Origin of the sequence: Pontibacillus yanchengensis Y32 (assembly GCF_000770635.1) — a bacterium.
Lineage (GTDB): Bacteria > Bacillota > Bacilli > Bacillales > BH030062 > Pontibacillus > Pontibacillus yanchengensis.
This window is the reverse complement of record NZ_AVBF01000008.1, coordinates 84,398-99,042: the sequence shown is the minus strand read 5'-3', so window position 1 is coordinate 99,042 and position 14,645 is coordinate 84,398. Positions and strand designations below refer to the sequence as shown.

Below are 14,645 nucleotides of genomic sequence, written 5' to 3'. Positions count from 1 at the left end.
CCCATAATTATGGCAAAAGGTCGCTACTACGAATAGCAAACTCGATCAATTTTATGGCAATTGAGGCCGCAGGACGCGAGTTGTTTCCCACCCAACCCTAACTCTCATAAAGTATCGGACCTCACCCTTAATATATCTCGAATCCAAGTCCTCAACATAATGGTGCTTATATGAAAGAACATAAACTTCATTATTATATCAACAACAAATTTAAACACAGCCAATAAATTATGAAAGCATTAGCTTAACAAAGCATCTACGCTTTTGTTCTAAGTAACTTGTTGTGCATTATAAGACTGCAGTGCCTCTAAAAAGACCTCTCCATATTGTTCAAATTTCTTCTCACCAATCCCTTTTATTTGGAGCATATCTGCCTTGGTTTTCGGCTGATGTTTACATAGTTCTTTTAATGTAGCATCAGAGAACACGATATAAGGTGGAATGTCGTAATCTTCTGCGATTGATTTCCGAAGAGCTCGAAGGCTTTCAAACATTTGTTCATCATAGTTTTCTTCTTTAACAGCTACAGATGTTGATTCAAGTAGCATTGACACGGTGACTTCTCCTTTTAAAACAGAGACTGATTCTGATGTTAAGCGGAGTAGAGGGAACTTACCTTCTCCTACAGTTAAATACCCTTCTGCTACTAGGAATTGAATCATTTGCGTGATCTCTTTTTCAGTGAGGTGAGATAGTAAGCCATATGTTGATAGTTTGTGAAAACGTCCATCCTTCACTTTTTGGCTTTTCGATCCCTTCAGTACCTTGGCAACAAGACCTGATCCAAAGCGTTCATCCATGCGCTTCGTACATGATAGAATCATTTGCGCTTCCTTGGTAATGTCCTTAAGTTCTCCTTCATGGAGGCAATTACTACATTTTTCGCATGGAGGGTGCTCAAAAGGATCTTTAAAATAGCTTAGCATGTATTCTTGTAAGCAGCGGTCTGTGTGACAATAATTAATCATTTGCTGTAATTTCTGATACTCAACGGACTTTTTATCCTCTTCCATCAAGGATTGCTCAATCAAGAACTTTTGAAGCTGAATATCTTTAGCGGAAAAAAGTAATATGCAGTCACTAGGTTCGCCGTCACGGCCAGCACGTCCCGCTTCTTGATAATAGGATTCAATATTCATTGGTAAAGCGTAATGAATCACATAGCGCACATTTGATTTATCGATTCCCATTCCAAATGCGTTTGTTGCCACCATAATGGTCGTTTCTTCTTGAATAAAGGAGTTTTGCGCTTCTTTTCGTTCATCCTCTGATAATCCTGCGTGGTACTTGTCTACCTGGTATCCTTCTTTCGTTAGCCATTGATGCAGTCGATCCACATCTTTCCGTGTAGAGGCGTAGATGATTCCAGACTCATTTGGTCTTGAACGTACATAATCTTGAATATAGTCATGCTTTTCCTTGCCTTTAACAATCCGAAAATGTAAGTTGTCTCTTGCAAATCCCGTATTTACAACACATTTCTCTGAAATAGATAGCAATTGTTGGATATCACGTGTTACTTCTTCGGTCGCAGTTGCAGTAAGTGCCACGATAGGGGGGAGTGTTCCGAGCCGTTGAATGTTTTGCACGACAGAACGATAACTTGGTCTGAAATCATGCCCCCATTGAGATATACAATGTGCTTCATCAAATGCAATCAATGAAAGACGTGTCGATCGAAGTGATCGGAGAAAAGATTCGGAGTCAAAACGTTCGGGAGCAACATATACGAAATCGTATTCTCCGTTGGAAGCATTTCTTAACCTTTCAAATTGCTCTTCGGAAGATAAAGAGCTATTGATATAAGTAGCGGATATGCCTAGTGAGGTTAATGAATCAACCTGATCTTTCATTAACGATATAAGTGGGGAGATGATAAGGGCTGTGCCATCTACAACAAGTCCAGGAATTTGATAACAAATCGATTTCCCTCCACCTGTTGGCATGATTCCTAAAGTATTGTGACCTTGTGATATATGTTCAATGACTTGTTGCTGTCCTTGACGAAACGATGAAAATCCGAAATACTGCTCTAGTATGTCATGAGCTTGCTTCAGCATCGACACCCATCCTTTATGTAAGTAAATCTATAAATAAAACATTATATTTTCTTGCATGTATCTTTTCTTATCGTACCATGTTCTTCAATAGGGCGAATAGCTTGTTTCACTACTTTTCTTATATAATGAGGATAATATGTTGAAGAGGGGAGATTGTACATGGATCCATTAATTATTCACGCACATACATCACACGTTAACAAAGTTATTTTTTCTCCTAATGAGAAATCTCTAGTTTCAGCAGGATTTAGTGGGGAATTGAAACTTTGGGATGTAGAGAATGGTGAACTTCTTCAAAGCTTTGAAGGACACACTAAAACGGTAAATGGAATAGGTTTTGTAGATCAGGGCGAAACCTTACTGTCTGTTTCAGCTGATGGTTCGTTTCGAAAATGGAATGTATCTACTGGGGAATGTATCAAAACGTTAGATGAACAGAAAAAAGGTATTGGATCACTAATGTTTGCTGAAGACGAATCATTTGTGGTTACCAGTTCACCTGATTATATGTTTGCAGTAAGGCACCTACCTGAAGGAGAGATTTCCAACCAACTAAAAGCGGACAAGAAGAATGTGGGGGTAATGGCTTTAAACCAATCTTCTAGTATAGCTGCGATAGGTGGTATGGGGAATCAGATTCGTTTTTTTAACGTATCTACTGGAGACCAAGTAACTTCTATTGATGCGCATGATACAGCTGTCATGTCTTTTCAGTTTTTTGATGAGGATAAAAAAGGTGTCTCCATTGGATATATGGGAGATGTGAAGGTATGGGATCTACAAAAAAATGAGGTTATATGTGAACGTACGATAGGGGAAAAAGGATATTATTCACTAGATGTGTCACCTGATGAAACACAAGTAGCGATTAGTATGCCTTACCAAGTTAAACTCCTTAACCTATCTGATCTAAACGAAGAAAGTAACCTGAAAGTAAAACCTAAAGGTAACTACGGAATCTCCTATTCTCCTTCTGGACAGTACTTAGGGTTAGCCTCAGCAGACAAGCGAGTAAGAGTATGGACGTTAAATGAAAGGTGAGTTGAATAAACTCACTTTTCTTTTGGCACCCTAATCATTACTTCTACAAATTTTATAATAGTTTACTCTTTACATCCACGGTGTTTTATGAGAGAGTGTGAAAATGTGTTTAGAAAGGCAATAAAACTAAAGGAGTATATAACCTAACATGTCTACCAAAAAACAAGAGCACACCTCCAAAATTGACTGGCCCGTATTTGGCCTAAGTGGAGGACTATTAGTATTATTCGTAATCGCAGCATTCTGGAATATCGATGCAGTTAAAACCTTTGTTAATTCAGGATTCGCATGGTCATCTAAGTACTTTGGTGCATTTTGGCAAGTACTTATGCTTTTGCATTTCTTAGTTGGACTTTATATTGCGTTTTCACGCTATGGAAATGTGAGATTAGGGTTTTTAGAAAAACCGGAAATGAGTACATTTAAATGGTTATCCATTATTATGGCAACATTACTTGCAGGAGGCGGAGTATTCTGGGCAGCGGCAGAGCCGATGTATCACTTCTTAACAGTTCCTCCTATGCATGAAGGTATTGATGCGAAATCTCAAGCAGCCATTATGCCTGCATTAGCACAGAGCTACATGCACTGGGGCTTTTTAGCTTGGGCAATCCTTGGTACGTTAAGTGCTGTTGTAATGATGTATGGTCATTATCATAAAGGCATGCCGATGAAACCAAGAACATTACTTTATCCTATATTTGGAGAAAAGCTAAATAACAATATTCTTGGTACATTAGTGGATGCATTCTCTATTATTGCTGTAGCTGCAGGTACAATCGGACCGATTGGCTTCTTGGGTCTACAAGCAAGTTATGGATTATCAGCGCTATTTGGACTACCAGATGCATTCTCAACGCAACTTGCTATCATTATTTCACTTGTCATTGTTACGACAATTTCAGCAGTAACAGGTCTTCATAAAGGTATTCAAGCGTTGAGTAACTTTAACGTTCGCTTGGCAATAGGATTAATTTTCTTTGTGCTACTATTTGGCCCTGGAGGCTTTATTATAGATTCATTCGTATCCTCATTCGGATTCTATGCAGAGAACTTTATCTCTATCAGTACGTTCCGTGGAGATACAGGATGGTTAGGTAGCTGGACAGTATTCTTCTGGGGTTGGTTTATTGGATATGGACCAATGATGGCTATTCTTGTAAGCCGTATTTCACGAGGAAGAACAATCCGTCAAATTATTATGGCTGTAGCTATTATCGCACCACTTGTAACGACATTCTGGTTTACCGTTGTCGGAGGATCTGGTATTTTCTATGAACTACAAAATGCTGGTTCTGTATCAGAACAACTGAATAATGGTGGTATGCCTGCAGCAATGATTGCAATTACAGAGCAATTACCATTAGCGAATATTATTTCGCCATTATTCTTGTTACTAACGGTTATTTTCGTTATTACAACAGGTGACTCTATGTCTTATACCATTGCAATGGCTGTTTCTGGTGAAGGAAATCCGAAAGTTTCCTTACGTGTCTTCTGGTCTATCCTTATGGGATCGATTGCAGCCATCCTATTGTATATTGGGGAAGGAAGTATTGGATCGTTACAGAACTTCATTGTTGTAACAGCAGTACCAGTTTCCATCCTACTGTTACCAATGTTGTGGTTAGCACCAAAAGTATCCAACGAACTACTTCATGAACAAGGATTAAATAAAGATTAATCATTTTAGAGAGGCACATCCTTTATAGGGTGTGTCTTTTTTTGCCTATTAAAATGGCTATGTTAAAGTTTGGTGTTGATTTTGGAATCAACTAATCTAAATAGTTTTAAGAGGCGTAGCCGAACGAGGAGGCTTGCATGTTCCTCCGCGGAAAGCGAACCATTTTACCGCAGCCCCTTCCTCAAAAAAAGTAACGGGTCCAGCGCCTCAACAGTTATTCACGATTATGGCGCTATTATGGAGGAACATAAAACTTTTATCCGTTTGCTGTCCTTTTACACATCTTATGAATGTGCTCGACTTCTCTAATAAGGCACTTGAGAAGTGTGATGCTTGTTTGCAGTGGGTATAGTTCGAGTGAGATGAAAGGAGTGGTGATGATGAAAGCAGTAGTTATTGAACAATATGGCGGCAAGGAACAATTAAAAGCAAAAGAAGTTCCTGTACCAGAAATAAATGACGATCAAGTATTAATTGAAATGCATTCAACTTCCGTAAATCCAATCGATTGGAAAGTTCGCGAAGGCTATATGAAAGACGTATTAGATTGGAATTTTCCTATTATATTAGGATGGGATGCAGCTGGCGTTGTCTCTGAGGTTGGTAGCAATGTAACCGAATTTAAAAAAGGGGATCGTGTATTCACTAGACCTGAGACAACTCCAGATGGTACGTATAAGGAATACATTGCTGTTGAGGAACATTTAGTAGCCCGTATGCCTGATAGAGTGAGTTTTGAAGAAGCGGCTGCTGCGCCTTTAGCAGGCTTAACGGCATGGCAATGTCTATTTGAAACAGCAAAGCTAAAAGAAGGAGAAAAGGTCCTTATTCATGCAGGTTCAGGTGGAGTAGGGCATTATGCCATTCAAATCGCTAAGGCAGCCGGTGCTTATGTGGCTACCACTGCTAGTGGCAAAAATAAAGAATTTCTAGAAACATTGGGGGTAGATCATTTTATTAACTACCAAACAGAACAGTTCGAAAATATCTTGGAAGATTATGATGTTGTTCTAGATACAATAGGTGGAGACGTGCAGGAAAAAAGTTTTGAGGTATTGAAAAAAGGTGGGCGTCTTGTTTCCATTACGCAGCAGCCTTCTGAGGAACTTGCTAATAAATATAACGTAGAAGCTACGGCTATCTTCTTACAACCAAAAGGTGAGCAACTAAGAAAGCTAGCCGACTTAATGGAGCAAGGAAAAGTTAAGTCTATTGTCAGTAAGGCATTCCCATTTAGTGTAGAGGGGATTCAAAAGGCTCATGAAGCAAGTGAATCTCATCATGTTAAAGGGAAAGTCGTTATCCAAATACAGCCGTCTGCTTGTTAACGTTTGAAAAACTGGTGATACGCATCTGATTGCTTATGTATAGGGATCAGGTGCGTTTTTTTAATGCTAAAAATTTTAAGACTTTTTCTCCTTAATACCTGCTCCAAAATAACTTCCAAAAGGGATTCCTGCCTATTTGGATGAGAATGAAATGTTAAGTGAAAACTAAAATAAGTACTAAATGATTTACATATTCATATCACCCATTTAGAATATGTTTATATGTGTGTTTCGTAATAACTTGGTTTCAAGATATGTGAATACATGATTATTTTATACTCTTACATAAAGGGGCGAACTTATGTTTCACTCAATTTTATTTGACTTTATGTTAATAGGTGCGCTCGGCGTAGGTTCACAGTGGATAGGTTGGAAGTACAGAATTCCTGCCATTGTGGTAATGTCCATTGTGGGTCTTTTAGTTGGACCGGTATTTGGCATTTTACAACCTGCTGAAGATTTTGGTGAGTTATTTAAGCCGATTGTCTCTATAGCAGTTGCTATTATATTATTCGAAGGTAGCTTAAGCCTAGATTTCCGTGAGGTTAGAGGTTTAGGCAGACCTGTTTTGCGTATTGTTACATTAGGGGCTTTTATAGCTTGGTTACTAGGATCATTAGGAGCCCACTTTGTCGCCGATTTATCCTTAGCAGTTGCATTTGTAATAGGTGGTTTGTTCATCGTAACCGGTCCTACTGTAATTTTGCCACTTTTACGGCAAGCTAAATTAAAGCCTAGACCTGCTGCGATACTAAAATGGGAAGGGATTATCGTCGACCCATTCGGCGCTCTTCTTTCTGTATTTGCATTTGAGATTATTCTTTTCTTAACCAATGAAGATGTAACAGCAAATGCGTTACTTTTCTTCTTCTTTGCTTCATTCTTGGCTGTAGTGATTGGCTATGTGCTAGGTAAAGGTCTTGGCTACATGTTTGAAAATGGTCACGTACCTGAATTTTTGAAGTCTCCTGTCATGTTTGCTGTGGTTATTTTGTGCTTCACCGTTGCAGATGAAATTGCACATGAAACAGGACTATTGGCAGTTACAGCTATGGGGATGACACTTGCTAACATGCATATTTCCTCGATAGAAGACATGCGTAATTTCAAAGAGAATATATCTGTATTACTCGTATCAGCCATTTTTGTGATGTTAACAGCTTCGCTTTCTGTTGATACACTAATGCAGATATTTAATCTAAACATCATCTCATATGTGTTAATTATGCTGTTTGTAGTCCGTCCATTATCGATATGGGTGTCTACGATTGGGACCGATTTATCATTTGCAGAACGTACCCTGGTCGGTTGGATTGCACCAAGAGGTATCGTAGCATTAACTGTTGCTGGGTACTTCGCAAGTGTTTTATCGGAAGCAGGATTTGAAGATGCCTCCATTTTAACGTCCTTAACGTTTGCACTTGTCTTCGCAACCGTATGTGCGCATGGGTTCTCCATTGGCTGGTTAGCTAAAAAGTTAGACTTAGCTATTGATGGGCAACCTGGAGTGTTAATCGTAGGAGGGAGTAGTTTTTCAGCTGAATTAGCTAAGGTGTTAAAAGAATTGAAGATACCTGTATTGATTACAGACTCTTCCTGGCAACGATTGATTCCGGTTCGAAAAGCTGGTGTGCCTTTTATGAAAGAAGAAATTTTATCAGAGCAGACCGAATATCACTTAGATATGACGCCGTATGAATATATGATCTCAGCTTCAGAGCTCGATTCCTACAATGCTCTCGTTTGTAATACATTCGTACCTGAAATTGGTCGTAGCAACCTATTCCAGTTAACGCTTCATAACCGAAGAGGTGATGATTTAGAAGCTATGGGTAATACGATAGGTGGAAGGTTGTTATTTAACGAACAGGCAACTTGGGAGCATCTAAATGAAAAAGTGGATAGCGGGTACGTATTTCGTAAAACAAACATTACAAATCAGTACACGTATCAACAATACATGAAAGAACGTCACCCTGAGACGCTTATGTTGTTTGTCTACAAGCCATCAGGCAAGTTATCGTTCTTTACTCACAAGAGTCAGCCTAAAGCTGAAAATGGTGATGTAATTGTGAGTTTGATGCCACCTAGTAAGGAATTTCAAAAGATTCAAGATAAGATAATCGAGCAGCGAAATGAAAATGGTGAAGATCAGGAAAACCCTGATTCCAAAGAATAATTGTCTAGAAGCATCCCTTCTGTCATTCATTATGACAGAGAGGGATGCTTTTTTTTAATCTGAGAAAATCCATAATAAGGAAGGATATAGACTGAATAACAAGGGAATGGAGAGATAATTATAGTCTTTTTGGAGATGAAATGTATAGGACAATAGATTTTTGGCATAAAGTAAATAAATGATGAAGAAAAGGGAGGGTGCGGTGATGGAAAACCTCAATTTTCATTCAAGGCAGGCAGAAATATTTGAACAGTTAGCAAGACAGTACCAGCATCTAGATGGGGAATTATACCACTACTTCTATTGTCTCTATCAATATCACCAGCAACAAATTGATTATTTAGAGAGTCAATCGCTTTGATTAAAAAAACTCCTGACACAGGCTGTGGCAGGAGTTTTCTTAGTTATTTAGCGCGTCGCTAACCGGACGCTTATGCTTTTGAGTTAAGATGCTTTACGTGTAGAAGCCTTCATCGACGTTCCATTTTTATTTCGGTCTATTAAATACCCTATAACTGCACCAATAAGTGCCGGTACTACCCATCCTAAACTCTTTTCAAATAAAGGAAAGATGCTCAATACATTCTCTAATGATTCCATCTTCAGACCAAAAGCGTTTAAGCCATCATATATACTGAATACAAGTGTGAATAGGAGCGCACCTCGATATACATAGCTAGAGCCTTTAAACAGCTGGTGGAAGAAGGATAAGATGATTAATACGATAGCTAAAGGATAAATGAATTTAAGGACAGGGACGGAGTATGCAATGATTTGGTTTAATCCAAGGTTCGCAATTGAAAAGCTGACCACTGTTACTACAAACGCTACATGAGTGTACTTTAGCTTTGAAAATGTAGAAGAGAAAAATTGGCTACAAGCTACTGTTAAGCCAACACATGTCGTGAAACATGCTAAAGCAACAATGAGCCCAAGGATTAGTGCTCCTGCCGATCCAAAAAGCATTTCTGCACCAGAGGATAAAATGTCTCCTCCGTTATCATAGGAATCAAGGGAAGCCATTTTAGCTCCCATCCAACCAATAGAAGTGTACACAAAAGTAAGCCCAGCAGCTGTAACAAGTCCAGCTTTTATCGTTTCTTTAATCATCGACTTCCCAGGTTTAACACCTCTATCTTTTAGGGCGTTTACCACAATAATTCCAAAGGCTAATCCTGCGATGGCATCCATTGTTAAATAACCATTTACGAACCCTTGAAATAGAGGTCCACTTGTATAGTTACCAGATGCCGCTTGGAATGGGGCATCAAAATTAAAGAAGCTCGCAACACATAAGGATACAATTGCTACTAACAATACAGGTGTTAACCATTGGCCAACTCGATCTACTATTTTAGATGGGTTTAAACTTATCCAGAATACTAAGGCAAAGAAGATAATGGTAAATCCAAAAAGCCATAAAGATCCCGATGTTGAACCTACTAAGGGACTTATCCCCATTTCGTAGGCAACATTCGCTGCACGTGGAATTCCGAAAAAAGGTCCGATAGCTAAATAAATTGCAGATGTAAAAATAAGACCAAATAAAGGATGAACCCGATTTCCTAGTGACCTAGCATCGCTACTGCCAAATGCAATCGCTGTAACAGCTACGATTGGTAGGCCAACACCTGTAATGATAAACCCAGCAATAGCATTCCAGTAGTTCATACCAGCTTGACTACCAAGCTCTGGTGGGTAAATGAGGTTACCAGCTCCAAAAAATAGAGCGAAAAGCATAAAACCAATCGTCAGTGTATCTTTTTTTGTCATGGTGATACTCCTCTCTGTCTAGTTGTGTTGTGTAGATGGGTGTGGTTTCATCTAGTGTAAAGTTGTATGTGTGTAATAAGCACCGTAGTTATTTATATAATGACAAAATTTTTAGAATATTTAGCTTAAATAAAGATGATACGGTATCAGTAGAGTTCATCTCTAGAACAGATAATCTAAGCATTACTATTTATTTAAAGCATTTCTTATAACAATACATAAAAATCAAATCAGTCCTGTCAAAACAAATGGTGTGACGATTTTAGTATGAACAAGGATGATTGTTTAGATTCAAGCATACGCCTTTCTTTCCCATCTCCGAGAAAGCCTTTTAAAGCTTAACAGGCGGCTTTTTTTTTGTCAATTTAATTATCAAAAATTTTTGAAAAGAAAAAATTGTAATAGTATAGAAGGATAGATATGTGTGCGCTCATAGTCAATGAAGGTATAGCTTCTTTCTTTATAATCGTAAAAAAGCATCAGAATTACTCTGATGCTTCTACCCATGGAATATGCTTGTTTTTTCGATAATCGAAGTAGGTCAAAAGAAGAACTAATAGGAAACTAGCGCTTGAGATTTTAAACAGAGAAGCGGTCTCGAGTCCAAGTTGGTTAGAGATGACACCTAATAGGAGCGCACTAAGCCCAATCCCTAAATCTATAGAAGAATAGTACATACCGTTGGCAATGCCACTTCTTTCTTGTGTTGTTTTAGAGATGATCCATGCTTGGAATGCTGGCATCATTGAGCCGAATCCAATTCCGAATAGAATTCCCGCAATAATGAGGTAAATGAAGTTTTCAGCAACAGCAATCGTCCACATGCCTGCAAAAGCGAAAATAGAGCAGATCATAATAACGAGCCAAGGTCCTCTTCTGTCAAAGAAACGTCCCGTAATCGGCCTTGCAATGGTGGCGAAGGTTGCGTTAAATAAGTAAAACAAGTAAATATGATCGATGTTTTTTTCCTCACCGTAGATGACGATGAACGTCACTATTGCACCATAACCAAATGTATTAAAAAACGACACTAAGGCAGGATACCAACTTGGCTTCTCAATGAGGGATCCAAAGAATGAGAATGACTTCATGTCGAACGTTTTCTTATGGACCTCTTCAGGTGTGATGAACTTCGTAAAGCTGAATAAAGTGAGTGCGATAAGGCCTAAACTGACGGATGCGATGATAAGGATGTTAAAGTCGTAGTTCTGAAATAGAAAAATTCCAAGGCTTGGTGCAATAATCATCCCGATGGTTACGGAAAGGCCGAAGTAGCCCATACCTTCACCAATCTTCTTCTTAGGGACTAAATCAACAGCAGCTGTTCCATTTGTAGTTGTAGACCAGCCCCATGCTAGACCATGTATGAAACGGAATAATAAAAATACTACAATAATGGTTGTCACAGAATATAGGGATGTAATGATTAGTAACGAAATGGAACCAACCAGCACTAAGACCTTACGTGCCTGACTTTGCAAGATATGACCAATAAAAGGCCTACTTAATATGGCGCCGATTGAAAATAAGGTCGTAACAAGTCCTACTTGTGTTTTACTCCCACCAATATCCTCCATGTAAGGGGGTAAAGTAGGGATTAACATCTGAAAACTCATAAAGGTAAACCAGTTGGCTAAAATCAATAAAATAAACGATCGATTCCATAACTTCTCAGGCTGTTGTTCCATTATGTACCCACCTCTTTCGGATGTTGTCTTCGATCTTTGCAGCTCTTCAATTGTAACAAAAGAATCTAGGATATGCTTTTGATAGGATTAAAGGGATAGACGATGTTTTGTCGAAAGATAAGGAAAGAAGTCACTTAACTTAAGTGGAATGAAACCGAAGAAAAAAGTAGCTCTGCTTCTGAAGGAGGTGTGAAAATGGCGGCAATCGGAGCAGTGAACCAAGTAATGACACAACCAGTTCAACCATCCAAGCAAGTTGAGCACACTCAGAAAAATAGTCCGCATCATGAGCCTCAAAATGAATCAATACAGCAGTCAAAGCAACAATCATCAGTAAAGCAAGAGGAACTTCACTACGGAAATAAGTTATCAGCTGAAGCGAAGCAAGAAATCTCTAAGTTAAAAGCGACGGAGCTAAAGGTGAAGGCCCACGAACAAGCTCATCAATCTGTCGGAGGACAATTTGCAGGTGGTATCAGTTATGACACCCAAAAAGGACCAGATGGACAGCAATACATTACTGGTGGAGAAGTTCCTATTAGCATGCCAAAAACAGATGACCCTGAAGAAACCATTCAAGCGATGGAACAGGTACGGAGGGCGGCATTAGCTCCTGCTAACCCTTCATCGCAAGACATGCAAGTAGCTGCAAAGGCTTCCCAACAAATGATGGAAGCACAAGCCGAATTAAAGAAACAATCACAATCATCAGAAGATGAAGCGGAGCAACAAGCTGACCACTTCCAAAGAGTGCAACAGCTATACGCCAATCAACAGGCTGCGGTTGGATCATTTAAACCAGAGACCATTTTTGATGAAACAGCTTAACAGAAGGTCCCCCCTTTTTTGATACAAGGGGAGTAGTGTAGTTGCTTGAACCTAGCACATATTGTGCTAGGTTTTTTAATATGTAGCCTAATACATAATAGTTTTTTTTTGTGTACTTTCATCAGTTATAAAATCAACTTATAAATGCTAAATGAGGGAGATGGATTCGAAATAGGTCGTTTTTAAAGTGTAACCGAAATAAGTAACAGTTGAATTGGTTGTTCTTAGCAATATGTAAAATTATGGTAAAATGAGTGTAGATATAGTAAGAGGTTGAATTTAAATCATATGTAGCAGTTACGCTTAACAAACTTATTAGATTTTTTAAGAGGGAAGGGAGGGGAATTTATTAAGAGGTCAATCCGTATCATCGTTGCTATTGTCTTGTTTATCAATTCCATTAGATATCTAACATATTTAATAGAAGGGAACGAGTCTGTATATTACGTAACTATGTTCATACTCAACACTCTGATGCTAATAGCATTTTTAATATTTCTTATAATTAAGAGGGGAGAAAAACAAACAATTTGACTATATCCTACATTTTCCATCGATCTAAGTACTTATTTAACATACAAATACAATAGTTTAGCCATACACTAGAAAAGCAGAACAACTAGGGATAAAACCCAATTGTTCTGCTTTTTCTATATTTATTTCACAATAAATACATTTTATATTGCCTACGACTTTCTTAAACTAAAACTCCTTCGAATCTAATGCTTCTTCATAAAAATGACCTATTACCGCTTTCACCACTGCATAGAATGGAATGACAAAAAGCAACCCAAGGAATCCGGCTATACTACCTGCAGCCAATATAAGTGTAATGATCGTTAGTGGGTGAATGCTTAATGCTTTCCCCATAACATTTGGTGATATGAAATTCCCTTCGATCTGCTGCGCAATAATCATAATTAAGATAACCCACAGAACCTTTTGTGGATCTTGGAACAGGGCAACGAGTATTGCTGGTACAACTGCTAAGTATGGACCTGCAAAAGGAATGACATTTGTTATAAGACCAAACAAAGCTAACGTTAAAGAATAGTTTAATCCAATAATCACATAACCAATGAATAGTAGAATGCCTACGAAGAAACTGACCAATAGCTGACCTTGTATGAATGAAGAAAGCGTATGGTCCACGCGCTGAAATAAACGCGTAATGCTCCCAGCTTTTTTATCTTTAAAGAACTGAGACACAAACGGCTGAAGTTTTTCCCCATCTTTGAGCATGAAGAATAAAAAGAAAGGCACAAGAATAAGTAAGAACAAGAATTGAACGATTTGGGCAATCGTATTAATTAGAAAATCGGTAAACCCAAGAGTTACATCTTTGATGGATCCAGTAAGTTGTTCCTGCGCACTCTTAATTTCAGACATGAATTCTTCCGGGATAATGTCCTGATTTGATTGCCATAGGGTAATCAGGTTTTCCACTTCATTAATCATGCCTGGCAAGTTATCGTAGAATCTAGAGAATTGTTGTTGAGCAATTGGTGCGATGAAATTTACAACTAAAAACCCGACGACAATTAGTAATAGAAATACAATGAATATGGAAAGCAATCTGGGGATTCTATATTCTTCTAGCATGTGAACAATGGGACGAGTCACATAATATAGAACTCCAGCTGCTATTACGGGAAATGCAATGGCACTTATGTATTTAAAGACCGGTTCGAAAACGTAATGGTTATGTCTCATCAACCAAAATAGGATGAAGACTAAAATTGTAACGACTAAAGCTTGAAACCAACGCTTATTGTACATGCTTCCACTACCTTCTATTATAAAATCTTTTCCAATTATATCGATTTCTCTATAAAACGTAAATCTCCTGCAAGCAATAAAGGAAAGGGGAGTACTAATTTGAAACCTCCTGTAAGTAATCTACAGGAGGTTAAGTGCATGTATCTAAATTAGGTGAAGTGTTTTCTTTCGGCCTACACGACGTAGGTTGGGTGTTGCTGAATGATGCAGCGGTCTTAATCGAACTTCCAGCCGGTACTGAACTTCCATTATCCAAGGACAGTTTGTACGTCGCTATGCGAGCGC

At 38.5% G+C, this 14,645-nt stretch carries 10 protein-coding genes; 6 read left to right on the top strand and 4 right to left on the bottom strand.

What is annotated here, in order from left to right:
• Window positions 1–269 precede the first annotated feature (269 nt).
• The gene (recQ, locus tag N782_RS04925) at window positions 270–2,060 is read right to left on the bottom strand and encodes a DNA helicase RecQ (protein WP_036816865.1); all 1,791 of its coding nucleotides are present in this window, start codon (window positions 2,058–2,060) and stop codon (window positions 270–272) included.
• 159 nt (window positions 2,061–2,219) lie between these two features.
• Between recQ and N782_RS04920 the strand changes: the two genes are divergently transcribed.
• The 5 genes from N782_RS04920 (at window position 2,220) to N782_RS21445 (ending at window position 8,653) form a co-directional block, all read left to right on the top strand.
• Window positions 2,220–3,101, top strand: a complete 882-nt coding sequence (locus N782_RS04920; RefSeq protein ID WP_036816863.1) for a WD40 repeat domain-containing protein — start codon at window positions 2,220–2,222, stop codon at window positions 3,099–3,101.
• Window positions 3,102–3,249: 148 nt separating this feature from the next.
• Window positions 3,250–4,785 carry a BCCT family transporter gene (locus N782_RS04915; protein WP_036816860.1) on the top strand — a complete coding sequence of 512 codons (1,536 nt, stop codon included), beginning with the start codon at window positions 3,250–3,252 and terminating at the stop codon, window positions 4,783–4,785.
• A 380-nt stretch (window positions 4,786–5,165) separates the two neighbouring features.
• Window positions 5,166–6,113, top strand: a complete 948-nt coding sequence (locus tag N782_RS04910; RefSeq protein ID WP_036816858.1) for an NADP-dependent oxidoreductase — start codon at window positions 5,166–5,168, stop codon at window positions 6,111–6,113.
• A gap of 301 nt (window positions 6,114–6,414) precedes the next feature.
• On the top strand, window positions 6,415–8,292 hold the full coding sequence (locus tag N782_RS04905) for a cation:proton antiporter (protein ID WP_036816856.1): 1,878 nt from the start codon (window positions 6,415–6,417) through the stop codon (window positions 8,290–8,292).
• 205 nt (window positions 8,293–8,497) lie between these two features.
• A complete protein-coding gene (locus N782_RS21445) occupies window positions 8,498–8,653 on the top strand; it encodes a hypothetical protein (protein WP_161783073.1) in 156 nt (51 codons plus the stop codon).
• An 83-nt stretch (window positions 8,654–8,736) separates the two neighbouring features.
• Here N782_RS21445 and brnQ read toward each other — a convergent pair whose 3' ends face one another.
• Both brnQ and N782_RS04895 read right to left on the bottom strand, forming a co-directional pair.
• On the bottom strand, window positions 8,737–10,065 hold the full coding sequence (gene brnQ, locus N782_RS04900) for a branched-chain amino acid transport system II carrier protein (RefSeq protein ID WP_036816852.1): 1,329 nt from the start codon (window positions 10,063–10,065) through the stop codon (window positions 8,737–8,739).
• Window positions 10,066–10,550: 485 nt separating this feature from the next.
• Entirely contained in the window at window positions 10,551–11,753 is a 1,203-nt protein-coding gene (locus N782_RS04895; protein ID WP_036816850.1) for an MFS transporter, read from the bottom strand.
• 195 nt (window positions 11,754–11,948) lie between these two features.
• On the opposite strand from N782_RS04895, the gene N782_RS04890 reads away from it, so the two are divergent.
• Window positions 11,949–12,581 (top strand): putative metalloprotease CJM1_0395 family protein, encoded by a 633-nt coding sequence (locus tag N782_RS04890; RefSeq protein WP_052111180.1) that lies wholly within the window; start codon window positions 11,949–11,951, stop codon window positions 12,579–12,581.
• 702 nt (window positions 12,582–13,283) lie between these two features.
• Here the strand turns inward: N782_RS04890 and N782_RS04885 are convergent.
• Window positions 13,284–14,360 (bottom strand): AI-2E family transporter, encoded by a 1,077-nt coding sequence (locus N782_RS04885; RefSeq protein ID WP_036816848.1) that lies wholly within the window; start codon window positions 14,358–14,360, stop codon window positions 13,284–13,286.
• Window positions 14,361–14,645 lie beyond the last annotated feature (285 nt).

Coding starts and splice junctions, on each gene's coding strand:
- N782_RS04920 (WP_036816863.1), top strand. CDS start 2,220: ATGGATCCATTAATTATTCACGCACATACATCACACGTTAACAAAGTT.
- N782_RS04885 (WP_036816848.1), bottom strand. CDS start 14,360: ATGTACAATAAGCGTTGGTTTCAAGCTTTAGTCGTTACAATTTTAGTC.
- N782_RS04910 (WP_036816858.1), top strand. CDS start 5,166: ATGAAAGCAGTAGTTATTGAACAATATGGCGGCAAGGAACAATTAAAA.
- N782_RS04895 (WP_036816850.1), bottom strand. CDS start 11,753: ATGGAACAACAGCCTGAGAAGTTATGGAATCGATCGTTTATTTTATTG.
- N782_RS04905 (WP_036816856.1), top strand. CDS start 6,415: ATGTTTCACTCAATTTTATTTGACTTTATGTTAATAGGTGCGCTCGGC.
- N782_RS21445 (WP_161783073.1), top strand. CDS start 8,498: ATGGAAAACCTCAATTTTCATTCAAGGCAGGCAGAAATATTTGAACAG.
- N782_RS04890 (WP_052111180.1), top strand. CDS start 11,949: ATGGCGGCAATCGGAGCAGTGAACCAAGTAATGACACAACCAGTTCAA.
- recQ (WP_036816865.1), bottom strand. CDS start 2,060: ATGCTGAAGCAAGCTCATGACATACTAGAGCAGTATTTCGGATTTTCA.
- N782_RS04915 (WP_036816860.1), top strand. CDS start 3,250: ATGTCTACCAAAAAACAAGAGCACACCTCCAAAATTGACTGGCCCGTA.
- brnQ (WP_036816852.1), bottom strand. CDS start 10,065: ATGACAAAAAAAGATACACTGACGATTGGTTTTATGCTTTTCGCTCTA.